The organism is Lelliottia sp. (assembly GCF_045627565.1).
GTDB lineage: Bacteria > Pseudomonadota > Gammaproteobacteria > Enterobacterales > Enterobacteriaceae > Enterobacter.
On sequence record NZ_JAZQNX010000026.1, the window covers coordinates 181790 to 201987 of the forward strand.

Annotated in this window: 18 protein-coding genes and 1 pseudogene; 12 read left to right on the top strand and 7 right to left on the bottom strand. The window is 52.4% G+C overall.

All coding sequences use genetic code 11. The features are described 5' to 3' along the window. Positions 1-33: 33 nt before the first annotated feature. Complete coding sequence (locus tag ACKI5T_RS14930; RefSeq protein WP_407438416.1) at positions 34-777, bottom strand: hypothetical protein; 744 nt, start codon at positions 775-777, stop codon at positions 34-36. Between the two features lie 351 nt (positions 778-1128). Here ACKI5T_RS14930 and ACKI5T_RS14935 point away from each other — a divergent pair, with 351 nt between their 5' ends. Then, positions 1129-1533, top strand: coding sequence for a YybH family protein (locus ACKI5T_RS14935; protein ID WP_407438418.1), 405 nt, complete (start codon positions 1129-1131; stop codon positions 1531-1533). Positions 1534-1612: 79 nt separating this feature from the next. Here the strand turns inward: ACKI5T_RS14935 and ACKI5T_RS14940 are convergent, their stop codons facing one another. Both ACKI5T_RS14940 and ACKI5T_RS14945 read right to left on the bottom strand, forming a co-directional pair. Then, complete coding sequence (locus ACKI5T_RS14940; RefSeq protein ID WP_407438419.1) at positions 1613-2239, bottom strand: Vat family streptogramin A O-acetyltransferase; 627 nt, start codon at positions 2237-2239, stop codon at positions 1613-1615. Between the two features lie 49 nt (positions 2240-2288). Continuing rightward, the gene (locus ACKI5T_RS14945; RefSeq protein ID WP_407438421.1) at positions 2289-4235 is read right to left on the bottom strand and encodes a bifunctional 2',3'-cyclic-nucleotide 2'-phosphodiesterase/3'-nucleotidase; all 1947 of its coding nucleotides are present in this window, start codon (positions 4233-4235) and stop codon (positions 2289-2291) included. A 179-nt stretch (positions 4236-4414) separates the two neighbouring features. Between ACKI5T_RS14945 and cysQ the strand changes: the two genes are divergently transcribed. Beyond that, on the top strand, positions 4415-5155 hold the full coding sequence (cysQ, locus tag ACKI5T_RS14950; RefSeq protein WP_407438422.1) for a 3'(2'),5'-bisphosphate nucleotidase CysQ: 741 nt from the start codon (positions 4415-4417) through the stop codon (positions 5153-5155). Here cysQ and ACKI5T_RS14955 read toward each other — a convergent pair. Beyond that, the gene (locus ACKI5T_RS14955; RefSeq protein ID WP_407438424.1) at positions 5152-5706 is read right to left on the bottom strand and encodes a YtfJ family protein; all 555 of its coding nucleotides are present in this window, start codon (positions 5704-5706) and stop codon (positions 5152-5154) included. The genes cysQ and ACKI5T_RS14955 overlap by 4 nt on opposite strands. A 323-nt stretch (positions 5707-6029) precedes the next feature. Here ACKI5T_RS14955 and ACKI5T_RS14960 point away from each other — a divergent pair, with 323 nt between their 5' ends. Further along, positions 6030-6236, top strand: coding sequence for a DUF1107 domain-containing protein (locus ACKI5T_RS14960; protein WP_012015808.1), 207 nt, complete (start codon positions 6030-6032; stop codon positions 6234-6236). A 74-nt stretch (positions 6237-6310) separates the two neighbouring features. On the opposite strand, the gene ACKI5T_RS14965 is transcribed toward ACKI5T_RS14960, so the two are convergent. Together ACKI5T_RS14965 and msrA are read right to left on the bottom strand one after the other, a co-directional pair. Continuing rightward, positions 6311-7648 (bottom strand): hemolysin family protein, encoded by a 1338-nt coding sequence (locus ACKI5T_RS14965; protein ID WP_012015809.1) that lies wholly within the window; start codon positions 7646-7648, stop codon positions 6311-6313. A gap of 221 nt (positions 7649-7869) precedes the next feature. Then, the gene (gene msrA / locus ACKI5T_RS14970; RefSeq protein WP_407438426.1) at positions 7870-8511 is read right to left on the bottom strand and encodes a peptide-methionine (S)-S-oxide reductase MsrA; all 642 of its coding nucleotides are present in this window, start codon (positions 8509-8511) and stop codon (positions 7870-7872) included. A gap of 222 nt (positions 8512-8733) precedes the next feature. Between msrA and tamA the strand changes: the two genes are divergently transcribed. The 7 genes and pseudogenes from tamA (at position 8734) to ACKI5T_RS15005 (ending at position 16740) form a co-directional block, all read left to right on the top strand. After that, complete coding sequence (gene tamA / locus ACKI5T_RS14975) at positions 8734-10467, top strand: autotransporter assembly complex protein TamA (protein ID WP_407438428.1); 1734 nt, start codon at positions 8734-8736, stop codon at positions 10465-10467. Beyond that, on the top strand, positions 10464-14240 hold the full coding sequence (tamB, locus tag ACKI5T_RS14980) for an autotransporter assembly complex protein TamB (RefSeq protein ID WP_407438430.1): 3777 nt from the start codon (positions 10464-10466) through the stop codon (positions 14238-14240). The genes tamA and tamB overlap by 4 nt, the downstream gene beginning before the upstream one ends. 2 nt (positions 14241-14242) lie before the next feature. Then, a complete protein-coding gene (locus ACKI5T_RS14985) occupies positions 14243-14587 on the top strand; it encodes a gamma-glutamylcyclotransferase (RefSeq protein ID WP_133631876.1) in 345 nt (114 codons plus the stop codon). A 400-nt stretch (positions 14588-14987) separates the two neighbouring features. Continuing rightward, positions 14988-15359, top strand: a pseudogene (locus ACKI5T_RS14990) (fimbrial protein); the annotation flags it as partial. A gap of 107 nt (positions 15360-15466) precedes the next feature. Continuing rightward, positions 15467-15805, top strand: a complete 339-nt coding sequence (locus ACKI5T_RS14995; protein WP_407438432.1) for a hypothetical protein — start codon at positions 15467-15469, stop codon at positions 15803-15805. A gap of 3 nt (positions 15806-15808) precedes the next feature. Beyond that, the gene (locus ACKI5T_RS15000) at positions 15809-16312 is read left to right on the top strand and encodes a fimbrial protein (RefSeq protein WP_407438433.1); all 504 of its coding nucleotides are present in this window, start codon (positions 15809-15811) and stop codon (positions 16310-16312) included. Positions 16313-16461: 149 nt separating this feature from the next. Then, on the top strand, positions 16462-16740 hold the full coding sequence (locus tag ACKI5T_RS15005) for a hypothetical protein (protein WP_407438435.1): 279 nt from the start codon (positions 16462-16464) through the stop codon (positions 16738-16740). 90 nt (positions 16741-16830) lie between these two features. On the opposite strand, the gene ppa is transcribed toward ACKI5T_RS15005, so the two are convergent. Continuing rightward, positions 16831-17361 carry an inorganic diphosphatase gene (gene ppa / locus ACKI5T_RS15010; RefSeq protein ID WP_012015824.1) on the bottom strand — a complete coding sequence of 177 codons (531 nt, stop codon included), beginning with the start codon at positions 17359-17361 and terminating at the stop codon, positions 16831-16833. 309 nt (positions 17362-17670) lie between these two features. Between ppa and ytfQ the strand changes: the two genes are divergently transcribed. Then, complete coding sequence (gene ytfQ / locus ACKI5T_RS15015) at positions 17671-18627, top strand: galactofuranose ABC transporter substrate-binding protein YtfQ (protein WP_012015825.1); 957 nt, start codon at positions 17671-17673, stop codon at positions 18625-18627. A gap of 65 nt (positions 18628-18692) precedes the next feature. Then, positions 18693-20195, top strand: a complete 1503-nt coding sequence (ytfR, locus tag ACKI5T_RS15020; protein WP_407438437.1) for a galactofuranose ABC transporter, ATP-binding protein YtfR — start codon at positions 18693-18695, stop codon at positions 20193-20195. The last annotated feature ends 3 nt before the right edge of the window (positions 20196-20198 follow it).

Here is a 20198-nt window from a genome sequence, read left to right on the forward strand (position 1 = left end):
TACTCATCGACGATGAGTGATATACGGACACTGTTATCGATTCAGTATGTCCAGACTTGCATGAGGCGAAATACTGTCTGCCGGATTGCCTTTACCTTCTACCGTATTGGTAAAATAATTGTAATCAAGCTCAATCCATTTCTGCAGCTTAGTTTCATAGTTATCGGGATATTGCGCCTGCTCGATATCCGGTAGCGTTTTAAAGTGTTCCAGCACCGCGCTAAAGAAATTTGTCAGCTTTCCGCTGCTGTTATATTCGGCCATCGCTTTGGCGACAACCTCTTTTCGCCAGGCGTATTCCTGATCGTTAGACGCTTCCCATGCGGCTCTTCTTTCGTTGGTGGTGTAGAGCCCGCTGTCGTCATAAGTCACTAAAGCCAGTTGCTCGCGTGTAAACCCAGCGAATGGGTTCCTGTCGTCGCCGTTAACAAATTTTGTGGCTTGCGCTGCTCTGGCCAGACGTTCAGGATCAGAAGAATCAGGGATTTCCGCGTTATACATTGCGCGGTTAGCGTCATATTCAGGTCCGGTAATTTTGTTCAGCAGCGCTTGCGCTTTTGCGCCTAACTCTTTTCTGCTGAGGCCCGCATTCTCCGCATCGGCGCGGCTTGCGCTGTCACTTAATTGTTGAGCAAGCGATGAAAAAACAACCTCTTTTTTGGTCGGTATCTCGACCTTACTGGTTGCATGACCCGGCGTCTCTGGCTGCATTATTGTGCGTCGGCTATCCGTCGTATCATTATTGAGACTCGATTTACTACTGATAGGGTTGAGCATAGGTGCCTTTCTTTTTGCTGCGGCTACACCTGCAGCGATGTTATTCAGCGCTAATAAATAATATATCGGTCAATCGTCAATAATCTTTAATTGAGTTCTTCAGAAGGCACCGTCGTTATCGCGGCAAAATGGCATTAAAAATCGCTTCGCGTATCAATGATGAAACGATCTGTCCGAAATTATGTTCTTAAGATCTGTCAGATTTGCATTATTTTTCATGTCATACGCACAATCAGTTTGCGGACAGGTCTGGGGCAAAATCCAGAAACTCATGAAATTTAGTAGCTATACATTTATGCCGGGTTGTTATGCTAATACGGGGTGGTCATATTTTTAACAGCAGGAGTATTTATGAGTTCGCATCCGCTACGCCAGGTGATTGAATCGTGTGACAGAGCGATATCCAATAAAGATTATGATTCGTTAATGGAAAATTACAGTGAAGACGCCGCGCTGGTGGTTAAGCCTGGCATGGTCGTTAAAGGCAAAGATCATATTCGTAAAGCCTTTATTGCCATCTCTGATTATTTTCAGGGCCAGCTCGTTGTGGAGCAGGGAAATATGGAGGTCATCGAAGGAGGGGATAGCGCACTGGTTATCATGGAAACGGTACTGCGTTTCCCGGATGGCAAGAATGGGACGGTGGAAATAACACGTCGCGCCACCTATGTCTTCCGGCACGAAAGCGACGGTCGCTGGCTCTGTACCATCGACAATTCGTACGGTACGGCTCTATTGGATGCGCAAACAGCGTAGCCTTCACGCTCTGAATGACCGGCCTTGCACTAAGTCGCCCTGAATGATTAATGGCGGCTTAGAAGACTTAAACGCGCGGTTAATCGCGTAACGCGTCGATATCACCGGACATGATTGTCGTGAGATTTTGCGTGATCTTTTCAATCGGCCAGTCCCACCAGGCGAGCTTTTCCAGCGTCGCGATGGTGTCATCGGGGAAGCGCGTCTTAATGATTCTGGCAGGATTACCGCCCACAACGGCATAGGCCGGTACATCGGATGTCACGACCGAACGTGAGGAGATGATCGCGCCGTTGCCGACCTTAACGCCCGGCATAATCAATGCCTGATACCCGATCCACACATCGTTCCCGATTTCCGTATCGCCCTTGTAGGGTAAATCTTCGGGCTGCGGTGTGGCTTTCTCCCAGCCGTTGCCAAAAATATAAAACGGAAAGGTCGAGACCCCAGAAAGCTTATGGTTTGCGCCGTTCATAATAAATTGAACGCCTTTTGCTATCGCGCAAAACTTGCCGATGATCAGCTTGTCGCCAATAAAAGGGAAATGGTAAAGGACGTTACGCTCGAAGTTTTCCGAGTCTTCCGGATCGTCGTAGTAGGTATAATCACCCACGATGATGTTGGGATTGGTCACCGTGTTTTTGATAAAACAAACCTGAGGGAATCCCTCCATCGGATGTGCCGTCGATGGGTTTGGTCCGTTCATATGCCTCCTTAAAGCAAGGCGCGCGGACTGCTCCGCGCGCCTGCTGTGTTTATTTCTGATTCAAATCCACCTGATAAATCGCAAAGCCGATCTCATCGGTGCTGACTTTGGTCATCGGATATTGCGCTTTCTCTTTAATAAACGCTGCCGCTTTATCGGACGGTGACGTCTCAAAGCGAATATCCAGCTTCGTATCGCTGTGAATCGGAGCCAGACGCCAGTTGTTGTCGGCCGCCGGATGGACCGCGCCTGCTTTCTTCGACTGCTCGCCAATCCATGCCGCCAGTACCGAGCGGTTTTCATCCGGTGAGGCAAACGCAATATGGCTATCGCCGGTTCCGGCAAACTTGCCGCCGTAGGCGCGATAGTTATTGGTGGCAACCAGGAATGTGGCATTCGGATCGACAGGTTTGCCGTTGAAGGTGAGGTTTTTGATGCGTTGCGCTTGCGGGTTAATGGCCTGGCACTCACCGTCGTATTTCGCCGGCTGCGATACGTCAATCTGATACTCCACGCCGTCAATCACGTCGAAGTTATAGGTGCGGAAACCGTCCCAGTTGATCAGCGACTGCGGCTTGCTGCTTTTCGTATCGATCTGGTTAAACTGCCCGGCAGAACACTCCAGCCACTCTTTCACCTCTTTGCCCGTCGCTTTCACCACAACCAGCGTGTTGGGATAAAGATACAGATCCGCCGCGTTGCGGAAGGTGAGCTGACCTTTTTCCACTTCAACGTAGCTGGCCGGATCGTTTTTACGTCCACCAACTTTGAACGGTGCGGCAGCGGAAAGAACCGGCAGTTTTGCCAGATCCGGATCGCCCTGAATGAAGTGCTCAACGTAAGCTTTTTGCGCCATGTTGACGATCTGCACAGTCGGATCGTCCTGTACCAGCGCCAGGTAGCTGTACATGTTGTCGGACGATTTTCCGATCGGCTTGCTGACAAACTCACGTGTTGCGTCATGATCGTGCTTGAGCACGTCCACCAGATTTTTATCTTCTGCGGCCAGCGATTTTTTGGCTGCCGCATCGTAAATCGGACGGGCCTCGGCTTTGGACTGCATCACCTGCCATTTTCCGGCGTCATTATTCAGCACCAGATCGACCACGCCAAGATGATCGCCCCACATGCCTGGCATCACTGACGGCACACCGTTCAGCGTTCCTTTTTCGATATCCGCGCCTTTGATGCTGGCGAAATCTTTGCCCGGGAAGACGGCATGGGCGTGACCAAACAGGATAGCGTCGACGCCCGGCACTTCGCTGAGGTAATAGACAGAGTTCTCAGCCATTGTCTGATACGGATCGGCTGACAGCCCGGAGTGGGCGACCACTACCACGATATCCGCGCCTTTCTCACGCATTTCTGGCACATACTTGCGCGCGGTTTCGGTGATGTCGTTCACGGTCACTTTGCCGGTGAGATTGGCCTTATCCCACGTCATGATCTGCGGCGGCACAAAGCCGATATAACCGATTTTCAGCGTCTGCTTTTTACCGTCCTGATCGACCACGTCTGTCTCTTTGATCAAGTACGGGGTAAAGAGCGGTTTTTTGGTCTTAACGTCAATGATATTGGCGTTAACGTACGGGAATTTCGCGCCAGCGAGCGCATTGTGCAGATAATCCAGCCCGTAGTTAAATTCGTGATTACCGAGGTTGCCCACCGCGTAATCCAGGGTATTCAGCGCCTTATAGACAGGGTGAATGTCACCCTTTTTTAGCCCTTTTGCCGCCACATAGTCGCCGAGAGGACTACCCTGAATTAAGTCGCCGTTATCAACCAGCACGCTATTTTTTACTTCACCCCGCGCGGCGTTAATCAAACTTGCGGTGCGTACCAGTCCGAATTTCTCCGTAGGGGTATCTTTGTAATAGTCAAAGTCCATCATGTTGCTGTGCAGGTCTGTTGTTTCCAGAATGCGAAGGTCGACCGTCGCGGCCTGTACGCTTGCTGCTATCAGCGTCGCCAGGAGCGTTGCGCTAAACTTAATCATCAGAGGAGTCCTTTTTTCGATCCAAGCCACAAAAGAATATGTATGTACATTTTGTTGCTTACAGAAGTGTGAATCCTGCCAGAAAAATGCGCAATGAAACCAGAATTGCTTCACAGAGTGTGATTACGATATAAATAAAACAAATAGTTATGCCCACTGCGTTAACGAAGAGGTGGAGTATGTTAGAAAAAATTTGTCAGCTCGCACGGGAAGCCGGTGAGGCCATCATGCAAGTGTACGATGGCGCAAAGCCGATGGACGTGGTCAGTAAAGCTGACGACTCCCCGGTGACAGCCGCCGATCTTGCTGCCCATGGGGTGATCCTCAAAGGCTTGCAAGAACTGACGCCGGATATCCCTGTCCTGTCGGAAGAAGACCCGCAGAGCTGGGACGTACGCCAGCACTGGCAGCGCTACTGGCTGGTCGATCCGCTGGATGGCACGAAAGAGTTCATCAAGCGCAACGGCGAGTTCACGGTCAATATTGCCTTGATTGAAAAGGGCAAAGCGGTGCTGGGCGTGGTGTACGCGCCCGTGATGAAAGTGATGTACAGCGCCGCAGAAGGCAAAGCGTGGAAAGAAGAGTGCGGCGTTCGTAAACAGATTCAGGTGCGTGATGCCCGCCCGCCGCTGGTGGTCATCAGCCGCTCGCACAGCGACAACGAACTGCAGGAGTATCTGCAACAGATTGGTGAGCATCAGACGACATCAATCGGATCGTCACTCAAATTCTGCCTGGTGGCAGAAGGGCAGGCCCAGCTGTATCCGCGATTTGGGCCGACCAACGTCTGGGATACCGCAGCGGGTCACGCCGTAGCGGCCGCCGCTGGGGCGCATGTTCACGACTGGCAGGGCAAGCCACTGGACTACACCCCGCGCGAGTCGTTCTTAAATCCGGGCTTCAGGGTCTCGCTTTATTAACCAAGCAATTTGTGCAGCAGGGCAATCACCTGCTGCACCTCTTCCTGCGTCAGCGCTCCATCTTTAGCCCACTGCACGCGGCCGTTTTTATCCAGCACCACTACCGCAGAACTCTCTTCTTCTAGCTGCCAGGCTTTGCGCGTCACGCCATTGCTGTCGACAATAATCTGTGACCACGGGTAGAGCTTTTTATTGCTCTCAAGGCTGCTGCGCACAAACATGCCGGAACCTGGAATCGCATCATCGGTGTTAACAATGGTGGTGGTCTGGTAGCGGTCATGAGGGAGGTTTGCGGTCTTAATCGCTTCAATCATGCTGGCGTTTTTCTCTTTTGCCGAGGAGCGCCCGGCAAGATGTTGCACCACTCGCACTTTCCCTGGAAGCTGCGCGCTATTCCAGGCTTTGTAGCTAAACTTATCATTGTCGAGAATCAATTCTCCCCGATCGGTAATACCGACCGCTGGCACACGTTGTCCATTTTCAATGTTGTGCGCGGAAGCCATCAGCGGCAGTAACAGGCAGGCTGCGGCCAGGACGTTACGAAGGGTCATAGTGTTTCCTTTTTATATGCAGGTGATCCGACCACTTGGTCATACGTTTTAATCATAAGTGCGATCAATAGGCTTCACCCGCAATCTGAGTGCCAGTTTGCGGGCCAACGCACATATCCTTAAAAAAACGACGCCTTATACTGATTTCGGTAATGCTATGCAAAGAATGTTCTGATTAATTGTAATCAAACGGTAAATAAACTGATGCATACTGGGTATCACTGTTTTTCTGGTCTATAGTCATTGGGCAACAAAATTTGCGCTCAGGACAGTCGGGCCGATTGTGGCGCCGCAAGAGCGTGTGATTCGCAGGAGATACAAGAATGAAAATTTTCCAACGCTACAACCCGCTTCAGGTGGCGAAGTACGTGAAGATCCTGTTCCGTGGGCGGTTGTATATCAAGGATGTTGGCGCTTTCGAATTTGATAAGGGCAAAATTCTTATCCCGAAAGTGAAGGACAAACAGCACTATTCTGTGATGTCCGAGGTCAACCGTCAGGTTATGCGTCTGCAGACTGAGATGGCTTAACCAACGTGCTATGCAGTAGTTAAGCAGTAAAAAAAACGGCTCCCAAAGGGAGCCGTTGATGTATGTGCGGGACGTTACGCAGACACTTTTTCTTCTGCGTCCGGTAGTCTCGGTACCAGCACCGTTGGCTTGTTATCAATACGCGTCACCAGCAGCTGGTCGATGCGATAGTTATCGATATCCACCACTTCAAACTTGTAGCCGGAGAACTTCACCGAGTCGGTACGTTTCGGGATTTTACGCAGCATGAACATCATAAAGCCGCCAATGGTCTCGTAGTTACCGGACTGCGGGAATTCGTCGATATCCAGCACGCGCATCACGTCTTCAATTGGCGTGCCGCCGTCAACCAGCCACGAGTTTTCATCGCGCGCGACGATCTGCTCTTCCAGACCCTGGCCGACCAGGTCGCCCATCAGCGTCGTCATCACATCGTTCAGCGTGATAATACCCACCACCAGCGCGTATTCGTTCATGATTACCGCGAAGTCTTCACCTGCGGTTTTGAAACTTTCCAGCGCTTCGGAGAGCGTTAAGGTATCCGGCACAATCAGCGTGTTGCGAATCTGCACGCCACTGATCAGCGCCAGACTCTGGTTCGCCAGTACGCGGTTCAGCAGGTCTTTGGAATCGACATAGCCGATGATGTGATCGATATCTTCGTTACACACCAGGAACTTAGAGTGCGGATGCTCGGCGACTTTGTTCTTCAGGCTCTGTTCGTCTTCGTGGAGATCAAACCAAATCACGTTTTCGCGGCCCGTCATGGAGGACGGCACGGTACGGGATTCCAGTTCAAACACGTTCTCGATCAGTTCATGCTCCTGCTTACGCAGCACACCGGCCAACGCACCGGCTTCGAACACGGCGTAGATATCATCAGAGGTGATGTCGTCTTTACGCACCATCGGGATCTTAAACAGACGGAAAATATTGTTCGCCAGGCCGTTAAAGAACCACACCAGCGGGCGGAACACGTACAGACAGAAGCGCATCGGGTTGATGATGCGCAAAGCCACAGCTTCTGGCGCAATCATACCGATGCGTTTCGGGGTTAAGTCCGCGAACAGGATGAACAGACCCGTCACCAGCGAGAAGGAGAGGATAAAGCTCAGCTGCTCGGAGAGTTCAGGTGCGAAGTATTTGGAGAAGAGACCGTAAAACACCGGCGAGAACGCCGCATCACCCACGATACCGCCCAAAATGGCGACAGCGTTCAGGCCAATCTGCACCACGGTAAAGAACATACCGGGGTTTTCCTGCATTTTCAGGATGCGCTGTGCATTGATGTTGCCATCGTCGGCCAGCAGCTTAAGTTTGATTTTTCGGGAAGCGGCCAGTGAAATCTCTGAAACTGAGAAAAAAGCACTGACAGCGATGAGACAAAGTATTAGTAAAATACTGTTTAACATAGTTTATCCGGCCTAACGCCAGATCCTCGGAAGGGAAGTTAATTACATTTGTGTGAAGACACATTGAACGTCAGCTCGTAGCGTTGAGCCGATTATTTCAGCGGGTAGTATAGCGTAAGAGAGTGTAAAGCCGCCAGAGGGCACATTTTCGGCTTTTTTCGGTGGACAAATCTCTGAAAAAGCAGGCCGGATGGCGACGTGCCACCCGGCGTTTACAACGCTTAGGCGAGCTGTGGCGGCAGGCAAACGCCGATCCCACCGATACCGCAATAGCCGTACGGATTTTTGTGCAGATACTGCTGATGGTCATCTTCTGCATAGTAGAACGGCGTCGCATTGGCGATTTCCGTGGTCACTTTGCGATGGTCACCCGCCGCCTGCATGGCGTCCTGGAAACGCGCCAGACTCGCGCGCGCGGCGGCGTCCTGTTCCGGGGTTAACGGATAAATCGCGGAACGGTACTGCGTCCCGTGGTCGTTGCCCTGCTGCATTCCCTGGGCCGGGTCGTGGTTTTCCCAGAACACCTGTAATAATTGTTCGTAGCGGGTATCGCTCGGATCGTACACGATGCGCACCGCTTCGGCGTGGCCGGTTTCACCTGAGCACACTTCACGATAGGTCGGATTTGGCGTATAGCCGCCAGTATAGCCCGCTGCGGTGCTGTAAACTCCTGGTAGCTGCCAGAACAAACGTTCGACGCCCCAGAAACAGCCCATCGCGAAAAGGGCGATTTCCATGCCATCCGGGACGTTGGTCATTGAATGATTGTTGACGGCATGCAGCGTCGCCACTGGCATCGGAGTGTTGCGTCCCGGTAATGCATCGGCTTGAGAAACAAGCTGCTTTTTGTCGAATAAACTCACGGTGGGGCCTCCCGGGTGGCGATATTTCAGTTAGGGTTGTCACGAAGCGTTTAATTGAACACAATAAATACGCTGAATGAGTCTAGATTTAAACATAAGAAATATTAGGCCTCTCGGCCATTTTTCAACCCGAGAATTGGGTTTTGGGCTTTATGCCGTGATACGCCGCGGAGCGGCACTTCATTGCTTCCAGGGTGGAAACAAGGATATTCAGGAGAAAACGTGCCAAAGATCCGCCAGTTATGTTTGGTCAGTTTATTGCTGACAAGCGGAGTCGCCAGCGCGGCGAATGTCCGTTTGCAGGTTGAGGGGTTATCCGGGACGCTGGAAAAAAACGTGCGTGCGCAACTGTCGACCATCCAAAGCGACGAAGTGACGCCCGACCGGCGTTTTCGCGCGCGCGTGGATGATGCCATTCGCGATGGTTTAAAAGCGTTGGGTTACTACGAACCCACAATCGATTTCGATTTACGTCCGCCGCCCGCCAAGGGACGTCAGGTGCTGATCGCCCGTGTCTCGGCGGGGGAACCGGTGCTCATTGGCGGCACAGACGTTGTGCTTCGCGGCGGCGCGCGTACCGACCGCGACTATCTGGAGCTGCTGAGCACGCGGCCCAAAATCGGCACGGTGCTTAACCACGGCGACTACGACCACTTCAAAAAAGAACTCACCAGCGTATCGCTGCGCAAAGGTTATTTCGACAGCCAATTTACCAAAAGCCAACTGGGCGTGGCCCTCGAAAGACGTCAGGCGTTCTGGGATATCGATTTCGACAGCGGCGAGCGCTATCGTTTTGGCGATGTCACTTTCGAAGGGTCGCAAATCCGCGATGAATATCTGCAAAACCTGGTGCCATTCAAAGAGGGCGACTATTACCAGTCAAAAGACCTCGCTGAACTGAACCGCCGTCTCTCGGCGACCGGCTGGTTTAATTCGGTCGTCGTTGCACCTGAATTCGACAAAGCGCGTAAAACCAAAGTGTTGCCGCTGCATGGCGTGGTGTCTCCACGCACTGAAAACACCATTGAAACGGGTGTCGGGTATTCAACGGACGTTGGTCCGCGCGTCAAAGCAACGTGGAAAAAGCCGTGGATGAACTCCTACGGTCACAGCCTGACCACCAGCACCAGTATCTCCGCGCCGGAACAGCAGGTGGATTTCAGCTATAAAATGCCACTGCTGAAAAACCCGCTGGAACAATATTATCTGCTGCAGGGCGGTTTTAAGCGCACCGATTTAAACGATACCGAACAGGATTCCACTACGCTCGCCGTCTCTCGCTTCTGGGATCTCTCCAGCGGCTGGCAGCGCGCGATCAACCTGCGCTGGAGTCTTGACCACTTTACGCAGGCCAACGTCACTAACACCACGATGCTGCTTTATCCGGGCGTGATGATCAGCCGCACCCGTTCGCGCGGCGGCCTGATGCCGGTGTGGGGCGATTCCCAGCGTTATTCCATTGACTATTCGAACACCGCCTGGGGATCGGACGTCGATTTCTCGGTTGTGCAGGCGCAAAACGTCTGGATCCGTACTCTTTATGATAAGCACCGCTTCGTGATGCGCGGCAACCTCGGCTGGATTGAAACCGGTGATTTCGAGCGTGTGCCGCCGGATCTGCGCTTCTTTGCTGGCGGCGATCGCAGCATTCGTGGCTATAAATACAAATCCATCTCCCCAGAAAACGAGAAAGGGCAACTGACGGGGGCGTCCAAGCTGGCGACCGGCTCGGTGGAGTACCAGTACAACGTCAGCGGAAAATGGTGGGGCGCGATGTTCGTCGACGGCGGCGAAGCGGTGAATGATATCCGCAAAAGCGATTTCAAAACCGGCGCGGGCGTCGGCGTGCGCTGGCAATCGCCCGTCGGGCCAATCAAGCTTGATTTCGCCGTTCCGGTCGGGGACAAAGACGAGCACGGTTTACAGTTTTACATCGGTCTGGGGCCTGAATTATGAGTTTATGGAAGAAGATAAGCCTCGGCGTGTTGATTATTATCCTGCTGCTGCTCGGCACGGTGGCGTTTTTGGTCGGGACGACAACCGGCCTGCATCTGCTGTTTAACGCGGCAAACCGCTGGGTGCCTGGGCTGGAAATCGGCCAGGTGACGGGCGGCTGGCGCGATCTGAGCCTGAAGAACATTCGTTACCAGCAGCCGGGCGTGGCGGTTAACGCAGGCGAGTTCCATCTTGCGGTCAAACTGCGCTGCCTGCGTGACAGCAGCTTGTGCGTAAACGATCTGTCGTTAAAAGACGTTAACGTGACGATAGATTCGAAAAAAATGCCGAAGTCTGCGCCTGTTGAAGAGGAAGATACCGGCCCGCTGAATCTCTCGACGCCGTATCCTATCGCGCTGTATCGCGTGGCGCTCAATAACGTCAATATCAAAATCGACGACACCACTGTGTCGGTGATGGACTTCACCTCCGGCCTGCGCTGGCAGGAGAAGAATCTAACCCTGACGCCAACCGCGCTGCAGGGGCTGCTGATTGCGCTGCCGAAAGTGGCAAAAGTGGCGCAGGAAGAGATTGTCGAACCCAAAATTCAGAACCCGCAGCCGCAAGAAAAACCGCTGGGCGAAACGCTGAAAGATCTCTTCTCTAAACCGGTTCTGCCGGAGATGACCGACGTTCATCTGCCGCTCAATCTGAATATCGAAGAGTTTAAGGGCGAGCAGCTGCGCCTGACCGGGGATACCGATCTGACGGTGTTCAACATGCTGCTGAAAGTGAGCAGCATTGACGGCAATATGAAGCTCGACACGCTGGATATCGACACCAATCAGGGCAGCGTAAACGCTACCGGAAACGCGCTGCTTCGCGACAACTGGCCAGTGGATATGACCCTGAACAGCACGCTGAACATCGACCCGATTAAAGGCGAGAAGGTAAAGCTCAAAGTGGGCGGCGCGCTGCGCGAGAAGCTGGAGTTTGGCATTAACCTGTCAGGCCCGGTAGATATGGTGTTGCGCGGGCAAACTCAGCTGGCCGAAGCCGGTTTACCGCTGAACATTGAAATTGTCAGCCAGCAGTTGTACTGGCCATTCACCGGCGAAAAACAGTTCCAGGCCGATGACCTCAAGCTGAAGCTCAGCGGCAAAATGACCGACTATACGCTGTCGTTCCGCACCGCCGTGAAAGGCGAGGGCGTGCCCCCTGCGAATATCACGCTGGATGCGAAGGGCAACGAACAGCAAATTAATCTCGATAAACTGACCGTGGCGGCGCTGGAAGGGAAGACCGAGCTGACGGCGTTACTCGACTGGCAGCAGGCGATTAGCTGGCGCGGCGAGCTGAAGCTTACAGGCATCAACACTGCCAAAGAGATGCCGGACTGGCCGTCGAAACTCGACGGTTTGATCAAAACGCGTGGGAGTCTGTACGGCGGAAGCTGGCAGATGGAAGTTCCAGAAATCAAAATCACCGGCAACGTGAAGCAAAACAAAGTGCTGGTAGAAGGGGCGCTGCGCGGCAACAGTTATCTGCAGTGGATTATCCCTAAAATGCACGTCGCGCTGGGACGCAATACCGCCGATATCAAAGGCGAGTTGGGGGTTAAAGATCTCAATCTGGATGCAACGATTGACGCGCCAAACCTCGACAACGCGCTGCCGGGCTTGGGCGGGACGGCGAAAGGTTTGGTCAAAATACGCGGCACGGTGGATGCACCGCAGCTGTTGGCGGACATTACCGCTAATAACCTGCGCTGGCAGGAGCTATCCATTGCCCGGGTGCGCGTCGAAGGCGACGTGAAATCCACCGATCAGATTGCCGGAAAACTGAACCTGCGCGTGGAGCGTATTTCGCAGCCGGATGTGAATCTCAGTCTGGTCACGCTGGACGCAAAAGGCAGCGAGAAACAGCACGATCTCCAGCTGCGTGTCCAGGGCGAGCCGGTTTCTGGCCAGCTGCATTTAACGGGCAGTTTTGACCGCAAAGAGGAGCGCTGGAAAGGGCAACTGGATAATACCCGTTTCACGACGCCGGTCGGGCCGTTGGCGCTCTCGCGTTCTATTGCGCTGGATTACCGCAACGCGGAGCAGAAAATCAGCATTGGACCGCACTGCTGGACCAACCCCAATGCCGAGCTGTGCGTGCCGCAGACTATCGATGCGGGCGCAGAAGGCCACGCGGTGGTGAACCTGAACCGCTTTGATCTGGCGATGCTGAAACCGTTTATGCCTGAGGCCACGCAGGCCAGCGGCGTATTCAGCGGTAAGGCCGATGTGGCATGGGACACCACCAAAGAGGGCTTGCCGCAGGGCAGCGTGACGCTCTCCGGGCGTAACGTGAAGGTCACACAGACGGTGAACGACGCACCGCTGCCGGTGGCGTTTGACACGTTGAATCTGAAAGCCGATTTGCATAACAACCGCGCCGAACTGGGCTGGCTGATTCGTCTCACCAATAACGGCCAGTTCGACGGCCAGGTGCAAATTACCGATCCGCAGGGGCAACGTAATTTGGGCGGAAACGTGAATATCCGCAACGTTAACCTTGCGATGGTGAACCCAATATTCTCGCGCGGTGAAAAAGCGGCGGGGATGCTCAGCGCCAATCTGCGGCTGGCGGGAAATCTGCAAAGCCCGCAGCTGTTTGGACAAATGCAGTTGAACGGCGTGGATATCGACGGCAACTTTATGCCGTTTGATATGCAGCCAAGCCAGATTGCGATGAACTTCAACGGGACAAGCTCGACGCTGGCAGGGGTTGTGCGCACCCAGCAAGGGCAAATCAACCTGAGCGGTGATGCGGACTGGACCCAAATTGATAACTGGCGTGCGCGCGTGGCGGCGAAAGGCAGCAAAGTGCGTATTACCGTGCCGCCGATGGTGCGCCTGGATGTGTCACCGGACGTGGTGTTCGAAGCCACGCCAAGCCTGTTTACCCTCGATGGCCGCGTTGATGTGCCGTGGGCGCGCATCGTGGTGCATGACGTGCCGGAAAGCGCCGTCGGCGTTTCAAGCGATGAAGTGATGCTGGATAACAATCTGAAACCTGCCGAGCCGAAAAGCGCCGGGATTCCGATTAACAGCAACTTGATCGTTCATGTTGGGAACAACGTGCGCCTCGATGCATTTGGCCTGAAGGCGCGACTGACGGGTGACCTGAAAGTGGCGCAGGACCGACAAGGGCTTGGTCTTAACGGGCAGATCAATATTCCGGAAGGGCGCTTCCACGCTTACGGTCAGGATCTGATTGTGCGTAAAGGCGAACTGCTGTTCTCCGGCCCGCCGGACCAGCCGCTGCTGAATATAGAAGCGATTCGTAATCCTGAATCTACCGAGAACGAAGTGATTGCCGGGGTTCGCGTGACGGGAACGGCCGATGAACCGAAGGCCGAGATCTTCTCGGATCCGGCGATGTCGCAGCAAGAAGCCCTCTCTTACCTCCTGCGTGGGCAGGGTCTGGACAGCCAGCAGAGCGACAGTGCGGCGATGACGTCAATGTTAGTGGGGCTGGGGGTTGCACAAAGTGGTCAGGTTGTGGGTAAAATCGGCGAGACGTTTGGCGTCAGTAATCTTGCGCTGGACACCCAGGGCGTTGGCGATTCTTCGCAAGTTGTGGTTAGCGGCTATGTATTGCCGGGTCTGCAAGTGAAATATGGCGTAGGGATCTTTGACTCGCTGGCGACTCTCACGTTACGCTATCGCCTTATGCCTAAGCTATATCTGGAAGCAGTGTCTGGTATAGACCAGGCGCTGGATGTGCTCTATCAGTTTGAGTTCTAGCAATGCGAATATTTGTCTACGGTAGTTTACGCACTAAGCAGGGCAACAGTCACTGGATGACCAATGCTCAGTTGCTGGGCAATTACAATATCGAGAACTACCAGTTGTACAGTCTGGGCCACTATCCAGGCGCGGTTCCGGGGAACGGAACGGTACAGGGTGAAGTTTATCGTATTGATAATGCCACGCTTGCCGAACTTGATGCCTTGCGCACCAGGGGCGGTGAATATGCACGTCAGTTGGTCCAGACTCCGTACGGGAGTGCCTGGATGTACGTGTATCAGCGGCCGGTCGATGGATTGAAATTAATTGAAAGCGGTAACTGGTTGGACAGAGACCAGTACTGAGAATCCCCTCACAAGACCACGCTTCGGCGTGGTTTTTTTTGATATTTTTCAGCCACAAGAAAATCTAAAAAGGACTGTACCGGTGAGTTTGAAAATGGACTGCCAAAATCTTTCAGAATGTGAATGAATCAGTAAAAGGCGCCCCATGAATTAAATAATTAAATAAGAGTGTATTTATTAATTGGTTTTTGACGATATAGATACATGTTTGTTTATTGTTTTTGATTCACTTTTGAAAAATACCTCCCTCTGGCTGACGGATTCATTTATGAATATCTTTGATGTTAATTGATGCTGCCATGATGAAAAAGCATTGATAGATGATTAATGAAAAAGCGTAATCTTTTTAATTGATGATTTATACATACCCCAATAGTTTACTATTTAATAGGATTGAAAAATGAACTTTAAAGAAGCAGCTTTGGCTGCTGTTATGGGAATGTTGTTGGTTGCTGGCGCGGCTAATGCCAAAGATCAGGGCCATGGTAAAGTGACTTTCACCGGTTCTGTCATTGATGCGCCATGCTCTATCAATCCAGACAGCATCGATCAGACCGTGAGCCTGGGTCAGGTTTCTAACGTTGCTTTGAAAGCTAATAGCGGTGCAGGCACTTCCGTACCACGAAATTTTGAAATCAAGCTGGAAGGTTGTGATACCACCACGTTGAAATCAGTGAAAACCACCTTCACTGGCGCAGAAGGCGCAACAGATGGTTCACTGGGTATCACCGGTACCGCTAAAGGCGCAAACATTACCCTGACCAACGGCGACGTTTGAGTTAGCGTACCCGTAATGTCTCCCATTGATTACGGCAAAATGAATAACTTTTTCTGAGAGCGGATTTTATATTAAAAAATATCCTGTTAATGACTCTCACGATGCGATTTATCATCGAGAAAGCGGATGCTGGTACTCATGGAATGGGTACAGCGCATATATATTGCCCTCCTCATGCTAATATACGTTCAGGAGGTGCGATTGAGACTGAAGCATTAGATGCAGGCGTGTGTGATATATCAAGTTCTGCCTATGTTCCTGCCTCTGGATATTATACCGTTATAACAGTTGTCGAGTGGAACGGTAATGTAAAAAGAGACTATAAAACCAACCCCATATATTTGGATGGTTCTAGAACGATAAATGAACAAAATATTAACCTCACTGGGGGAGTTAACGACTTGATAACTATGAATCCGAACACTGGGCTGTGGTTATGACCGGTGATTGTTGATTCAAACGGTCAAAGATTTCTTTTTCCTGAATATCAAACAGAATGTGACCCGAGCATACCTGTCTTACCCTTTACTCCAACGGTGCCTGACACATCTTGCACAGTCAATGGCGGCAATGCGTTGAGCGTATCGCTCGGGACGTTAAATCGCGATGAAATTCCGACGGTACCTGATTCGGCTTCAGCCATCAGTAAAACGATTTCAGTCGTCTGTACGGGCGGAACGGTGACGGCCAATATGCAACTGAACTACACGCCTATATCCGTTGGTAGCAATCAGGCGGTAAAAACGTCAGCGAATGGCGTCGGGGCAGCGATATTTTACAGTAACAAAGTGCTTTCGCCTTCGGATGTCACATCAGTGAACTTTTTAGAGGGTTCGAATACTCTGACATTAGGTTTCCAGGCGGTGCGTAATTCCACTGTGGCGTTAAAAGACATTCCTACCGGAGCATTTACTGCGAATGCGGTATTAGTCATGACCCAGCAGTAATGAATCATCTTTATTTCCCTTAACAGGACGGGTATTCCCCGTCCTGAACATTTATATATACCTATGTCACTACGTTATTTAAAAAACTGTCCGCAAATCATCTCGTCACGCTGTTAATGCTGCTCTGGCTTTGCGGCTGGCTGCTCTGGATGCTACCTAATCACGGTAGCGCCGGATTGGCCCTGCCGCAAAACCTGCTCGCCTGGTGCGTTATGGCGCTGCTGCTTCGCTTTAATATCACCAGAGACGCTGCGTTGCTGACCCGCTTCCGCGAGTGGGCAGAACGCTTTTCAACGGTGCATAACAACCCTGACGTCAGCCACAGTCTGCTTATGATCGTTCGGTCGGAAGGTGACCCGTCGGCTCAAGCTCTTTGCCTCAATGCAAAAGCGAGGTGGCCAGACGATCCCCGGTTTGACTGTTTTTAAAGCCTGGCGTTGTCGGATGGTCTGAAAAGCGCCATTCGACGCCAGAAACAAACACACCGCCCGTAGGCGGTGTGTTGAGCAGCGTAAGAATTACTTCTTCGCGGCGCGTTCGAAGGACGCAACGATTTCAGCCTTAGCCGCTTCAGCGTTGTCCCAGCCGTCAACTTTAACCCATTTGCCTTTTTCGAGATCTTTGTAGTGCTCGAAGAAGTGAGTGATCTGCGCTTTCAGCAGTTCTGGCAGGTCGTTCACATCTTTAATGTGATCATACTCTTTGCTCAGTTTAGTGTGCGGAACTGCAACCAGTTTCGCATCTTCGCCCGCTTCGTCGGTCATTTTCAGCACGCCAACTGGACGGCAGCGAATGACAGAGCCTGGCTCCAGTGGGTACGGCGTTGGGACCAGAACGTCAACCGGATCACCATCTAAAGACAGGGTGTGGTTGATGTAGCCGTAGTTGCACGGGTAGAACATCGCGGTGGACATGAAACGGTCAACGAACAGTGCACCGGTGTCTTTGTCGATTTCGTATTTGATAGGATCTGCGTTGGCCGGGATTTCGATAACAACGTAGATGTCTTCCGGCAGTTCTTTACCCGCAGGGACGTTGAGTAAGCTCATGTCTGTGTCCTTTAAAATGTATGGTAAACAAGTGGCGAGTATTATAGCCAACTCACGATGAAAGTCTCCGCCTCTTTTCACGCCTGCCCACGTTCACATGCCATTTTCAGACGCTTTCCATGACAGGAAAATCCATAAAGCTAGCCACATATTCAATGGGTGAATGAAAGCGATTACAAACTTGTGATTAACGTTTTGTTCACTTTTCCGAAGTGTGATGTAACGCATTCCGTTACATATTCCATTGGCTATAGTTGGGTCGCAGAACATCTTTTGACCAACAATAACCTGGGCTATGAGGGCATCATTATGTGGAAGCGCTTACTACTTGTTACAGCAGTTTCGGCAGCCATGTCGTCTATGGCGATGGCCGCACCATTAACCGTCGGTTTTTCGCAAGTGGGTTCGGAATCTGGTTGGCGTGCGGCTGAAACCAACGTCGCCAAAAGCGAGGCCGAAAAACGCGGCATTACGCTTAAAATCGCCGACGGGCAGCAAAAACAGGAAAACCAGATCAAGGCAGTCCGATCGTTCATAGCCCAGGGCGTTGACGCCATCTTCATCGCGCCTGTTGTGGCGACAGGCTGGGAACCGGTACTAAAAGAAGCCAAAGATGCAGAAATCCCGGTCTTCCTGCTCGACCGTTCTATTGATGTGAAAGACAAATCCCTCGTGATGACGACCGTCACCGCGAACAACGTGCTGGAAGGCCAACTGATTGGCGACTGGCTGATCAAAGAAGTTAACGGTAAGCCGTGTAACGTTGTTGAGTTGCAAGGTACGGTTGGCGCAAGCGTCGCAATCGACCGTAAAAAAGGCTTTGCAGAAGCTATCGCCAAAGCGCCAAACATCAAAATCATCCGCTCCCAGTCCGGCGACTTTACCCGCAGTAAAGGTAAAGAAGTCATGGAAAGCTTCATCAAGGCTGAAAACAACGGCAAAAATATCTGCATGGTTTACGCCCACAACGATGACATGGTGATCGGTGCTATCCAGGCGATCAAAGAAGCGGGCCTGAAACCGGGCAAAGATATCCTGACGGGCTCCATCGACGGCGTGCCGGATATCTATAAAGCGATGATCGACGGCGAAGCGAATGCCAGCGTCGAACTGACCCCGAATATGGCCGGCCCGGCGTTTGATGCCCTTGAGAAATTCAAGAAAGACGGCACCAAACCAGAACAAGTGACCATCACCAAATCGACGCTCTACCTGCCTGATACGGCGAAAGAAGAGTTAGAGAAGAAGAAAAACATGGGTTACTGATCCTTTTTTCCCGATCCCTCTCCTTCCGGAGAGGGTAGGGTGAGGGTAATGCCGGGGGCGACAGAATGACGAACGAACAACACCAGGAAATCCTCCGAACAGAGGGACTCAGTAAATTTTTCCCCGGCGTGAAGGCGCTGGATAATGTGAACTTTAGCCTGCGTCATGGTGAAATCATGGCGCTCCTGGGGGAAAACGGAGCCGGTAAATCCACGCTGATCAAAGCCCTGACCGGGGTTTATCACGCCGATCGTGGTGCTATCTGGCTCGAAGGTAACGCCATCTCCCCACGAAATACGGCCCATGCCCAACAGCTTGGGATCGGGACGGTTTATCAGGAAGTCAACCTGCTGCCGAACATGTCGGTGGCCGATAATCTGTTTATTGGCCGTGAGCCGCGTCGGTTTGGCCTGCTGCGCCGAAAAGAGATGGAAGCGCGCGCCGCTAAACTGATGGAGTCTTACGGTTTTTCTCTCGATGTGCGCGAACCGTTGAACCGCTTTTCCGTTGCGATGCAGCAAATCGTTGCCATTTGTCGCGCGATCGATCTCTCCGCGAAAGTCCTGATCCTCGACGAACCTACCGCCAGCCTCGACACGCAAGAGGTGGAAATGCTTTTCACCTTGATGCGCCAGCTGCGCGATCAGGGCGTCAGCCTGATCTTTGTCACCCATTTCCTCGATCAGGTTTATGAAGTCAGCGATCGCATTACTGTTTTACGAAACGGTGCGTTTGTTGGGTGTCGCGAAACCCACGAACTGCCGCAAATCGAGCTGGTGAAAATGATGCTCGGCCGCGAGCTGGACACCAAAGCGCTGCAACGCGCGGGCCGCACGCTACTGAGCGATAAACCGGTCGCTGCGTTTAAAGATTTCGGTAAAAAAGGCACGATCGCGCCTTTCAACCTGGAAGTGCGCCCCGGCGAAATCGTCGGTCTGGCGGGCTTATTAGGATCGGGGCGTACCGAAACGGCCGAAGTGATCTTTGGGATCAAACCTGCCGACAGCGGCAGCGCGACTATCAAAGGCAAACCGCAAACCTTGCGCTCACCGCATCAGGCCTCGTGTCTGGGCATCGGTTTTTGCCCGGAAGACCGTAAAACCGACGGCATTATTGCCGCCGCCTCGGTGCGGGAAAATATTATTCTGGCGCTCCAGGCCCAGCGCGGCTGGCTACGACCCATTCCGCGGAAAGAGCAAAATGCGATTGCCGAGCGCTTTATTCGCCAGCTTGGGATCCGCACGCCAGGTCCTGAACAGCCGATTGAGTTTCTCTCGGGCGGTAACCAGCAAAAAGTGCTGCTTTCCCGCTGGCTGCTCACTAAGCCTCAATTCTTGATTCTGGACGAACCCACGCGTGGCATAGACGTGGGGGCGCATGCGGAAATCATTCGCCTCATCGAAACGCTGTGCGCTGATGGCCTGGCGCTGCTGGTTATCTCGTCCGAACTGGAAGAGCTGGTGGGTTATGCCGATCGCGTCATCATTATGCGCGATCGTAAACAGGTGGCAGAGATCCCGCTGGATGAGCTGTCCGTTCCAGCGATCATGAATGCCATCGCGGCATAAGGA